The 272-nt window shown below is 51.1% G+C and carries 1 protein-coding gene; it reads right to left on the reverse strand.

What is annotated here, in order from left to right:
• A partial coding sequence (locus B3763_RS01320; protein ID WP_286742808.1) for a DnaB-like helicase C-terminal domain-containing protein occupies nt 1-272 on the reverse strand: 272 nt, incomplete at both ends.

Below are 272 nucleotides of genomic sequence, written 5' to 3' on the forward strand. Positions count from 1 at the left end.
ATCGGCATCTTGCTCAATAGAACCGGATTCCCTGAGGTCGGAAAGCTGGGGACGCTTATCTCCGCCTCGGGTTTCCACGGCACGGCTCAACTGCGAAAGCGCAATTACAGGAACATTAAGTTCCTTAGCCAGGTTTTTCAAAGCTCGGGAAATGGATGCGATTTCCTGTTCACGGTTACCGGATCCTCCTCCGCTCTTTGAAGAATCGCCCGACATCAGCTGGAGGTAATCAATCACCACCAGCTGAATATCGTGCTGTTGTTTCAACCTTC

Origin of the sequence: Roseivirga sp. UBA1976, assembly GCF_002336325.1 — a bacterium.
Classification (GTDB): Bacteria; Bacteroidota; Bacteroidia; order Cytophagales; family Cyclobacteriaceae; genus Roseivirga; species Roseivirga thermotolerans.